Source organism: Flavobacterium sp. (genome assembly GCF_043773265.1).
In the GTDB taxonomy this organism is placed as follows: domain Bacteria; phylum Bacteroidota; class Bacteroidia; order Flavobacteriales; family Flavobacteriaceae; genus Flavobacterium.
Map to the genome: position 1 here is coordinate 1 of NZ_JAYVFH010000212.1, position 2,755 is coordinate 2,755.

The window sequence follows — 2,755 nt, forward strand, 5'->3', positions numbered from 1 at the left end:
CACCAGAAAACCCAGAAACTACATTTGTTACTCCATTTAAATTTTCATAAACGGCTTCTACACACCAATAACATCCGCCACCAAGAGTAATGGTTTCTAGATTTGTGCTGATAGTTTTTTTCTGTGCAACTATAATATTAGTGCAAATGACTGCTAAAAAAATTAACTTTATCATAATTTAATTTTGAGAATCAGGATCAAATTCTAACGAAACAGAGTTCATACAATATCTTTTACCAGTTGGCTCTGGTCCATCATCAAATAGATGTCCTAAATGCGCATCACATCTTCCACTAAGCGCTTCTGTTCTTACCATTCCATAAGATTTATCTACTTTATAAACTACACTGTTTTTATTTTCTTGTTCAAAAAAACTTGGCCAACCACAACTACTTTGAAATTTTTGGTCAGAACGAAACAATAAATTTCCACAAGCAGCACAATAATAAGTTCCTTTAGATTCAGAATCCCAAAGTTTTCCTGTAAATGCTCTTTCAGTATCGCCTTCTCTGGCAGTTGCGTATAAATCTTGAGGTAAGACTTTCTTCCATTCTGCATCAGAAACGTTAAGTTTTTCGGTGCTTGTTCTAGAATAATAAGGATTTGTCATTGTATCAGTTTTAGTTAAAAGTTTAGTTTCTGTGGTTTTTTTTTCTTCGGATGAATTTGTTTTTTGAGCACAAGCAGACAAGAACATGCATAATGTAAAAGTAATTGGTGCAAGAATTGATTTTAAGTTTTTCATTTCACTTATTTTATGTTACAAATTTACACATCATTTACGAGTTTAAATGTCGTTCAGTTTGCAATTTATATAGAATTAAGTAAAGTTTAACTTTTGTTTCAAGAGGTAAATATCAACACAAGTTAAACTTTTCACAATCTTAAAAAACCATAATTTTAAAACTCTTTTTTTGTATTTTTACCGAGTAATAAATAAATATGCAAGAAGAAAAAGTTATTTTAGTTAATGAAAAAGACGAGCAAATTGGTTTAATGCCAAAACTTGAAGCACATGAAAAAGCCATTTTGCATCGTGCGTTTTCTGTATTTGTTTTAAATTCTAAAAACGAAATAATGTTGCAACAGCGTGCGCATCATAAATATCATTCTCCTTTATTGTGGACCAATACTTGTTGCAGTCATCAACGCAATGGCGAAACCAATATTAAAGCTGGAACAAGAAGATTGGAAGAAGAAATGGGTTTTGTTACAGAATTAAGAGAATTATTTCATTTTATTTACAAAGCACCATTTGATAATGGCTTAACAGAGCACGAGTTAGATCATGTTATGATTGGATATTATAACGAAGAACCTAAAGTTAATGATGATGAAGTTGCCTCATGGAAATGGATGGCAATAGATGATGTAAAAAAGGACATGCAAGATAAACCAGAAATTTATACGGTTTGGTTCAAAATAATATTTGACGAGTTTTATCATTTTCTTGAAGATCATAAAATAAAATTTTAAAAATTAAAAATATACACACACAATGAGAGTTACTTTATCAAGAAGAGCACATTTTAATGCCGCACACAGGTTGTATAGAAAAGATTGGTCTATGGAGCAAAATGATGCCATATTTGGAAAATGCAATAATCCAAATTTTCATGGACACAATTACGAATTAATTGTAAGTGTTACAGGAGAAATAGATAAAGAAACAGGTTATGTTCTAGATGTTAAGTTTCTTACAGATATGATAAAAGAAGATATAGAAAAAGAATTTGATCATAAAAATCTAAATCTTGATGTACCAGAATTTCAAGATTTAAATCCAACTGCCGAAAATATTGTAGTTGTAATATGGAATAAATTAAGAAAAAAAATTAAATCAGATTTAGATTTGGAAGTTGTTTTATATGAAACTCCAAGAAATTTTGTAACCTACAACGGAAACTAATGGAACTAAAAATTGGAGATAAAATTCCGAATTTTAAATTAAATGATGCTAACGGAAATCTTTTTGAAAGTTCCTCATTATTAGGAAAACCATCAGTAATTTATTTTTATCCAAAAGATAACACCGCAGGTTGTACTGCACAAGCATGCAGTTTTAGAGATCAATATGAAGATTTTAAAGATTTAGGAGCAGCAGTTATAGGAATCAGTAGCGATAGTGTTTCATCTCATCAAAAATTTGCAAAACAATATAAATTACCATTTGTTTTATTATCAGATGCTTCTAAAAAAATAAGAAAACTTTTTGGAGTTCCAACAGGAATGTTTGGATTAATTCCTGGAAGAGTTACTTATGTTGCAGATAAAGAAGGAATTATAAAAATGATTTTTGATAGTATGATGCCCAAAAATCATATTTCTAATGCTTTAAAAGCAATAAAAAAAATGTAATTATAAAAGTCTAAAATGAAATTTCAATACTATCCAATACAATTTGAACCAATATTAAAAGAACGAATTTGGGGTGGAACTAAATTAAAATCTTATTTAAATAAACCAATTCACTCAAATATAACTGGCGAAAGTTGGGAAATTTCAACCGTAGAAAATGATGTTAGCATTATTTCTAATGGAATTTTTAAAGGAAAATCATTAATAGAATTGATAAATTTACATCCAGAAGAAATTCTTGGAATTAAAGTTTATAAAAATTTTGGAAAACAATTTCCATTGCTTTTTAAATATCTTGATGCACGAGAAGACTTATCAATTCAGTTGCATCCTAATGATGCTTTGGCTAAAACAAGACACAATTCTTTTGGAAAAACCGAAATGTGGTATGTAATGC

The 2,755-nt window shown here is 29.2% G+C and carries 6 protein-coding genes; 4 read left to right on the forward strand and 2 right to left on the reverse strand.

The window, feature by feature from the left end; all coding sequences use genetic code 11:
• Together ACH2BO_RS11235 and msrB are read right to left on the reverse strand one after the other, a co-directional pair.
• Positions 1–175: peptide-methionine (S)-S-oxide reductase (locus ACH2BO_RS11235; RefSeq protein ID WP_395044841.1), on the reverse strand; the 175-nt coding region annotated here is incomplete at its 3' end.
• 3 nt (positions 176–178) lie between these two features.
• Positions 179–610: a peptide-methionine (R)-S-oxide reductase MsrB gene (gene msrB / locus ACH2BO_RS11240; protein ID WP_395044842.1), complete on the reverse strand. Its 432-nt coding sequence runs from the start codon at positions 608–610 to the stop codon at positions 179–181.
• A 332-nt stretch (positions 611–942) separates the two neighbouring features.
• Between msrB and idi the strand changes: the two genes are divergently transcribed.
• The 4 genes from idi to ACH2BO_RS11260 form a co-directional block, all read left to right on the forward strand.
• Complete coding sequence (gene idi, locus ACH2BO_RS11245; RefSeq protein ID WP_395044837.1) at positions 943–1,476, forward strand: isopentenyl-diphosphate Delta-isomerase; 534 nt, start codon at positions 943–945, stop codon at positions 1,474–1,476.
• A 22-nt stretch (positions 1,477–1,498) separates the two neighbouring features.
• Entirely contained in the window at positions 1,499–1,909 is a 411-nt protein-coding gene (locus tag ACH2BO_RS11250; RefSeq protein WP_395044838.1) for a 6-pyruvoyl trahydropterin synthase family protein, read from the forward strand.
• Positions 1,909–2,358, forward strand: coding sequence for a peroxiredoxin (locus ACH2BO_RS11255; RefSeq protein ID WP_395044839.1), 450 nt, complete (start codon positions 1,909–1,911; stop codon positions 2,356–2,358). The genes ACH2BO_RS11250 and ACH2BO_RS11255 overlap by 1 nt, the downstream gene beginning before the upstream one ends.
• A 15-nt stretch (positions 2,359–2,373) precedes the next feature.
• The coding region (locus ACH2BO_RS11260) for a type I phosphomannose isomerase catalytic subunit (protein WP_395044840.1) at positions 2,374–2,755 on the forward strand (382 nt) is incomplete at its 3' end.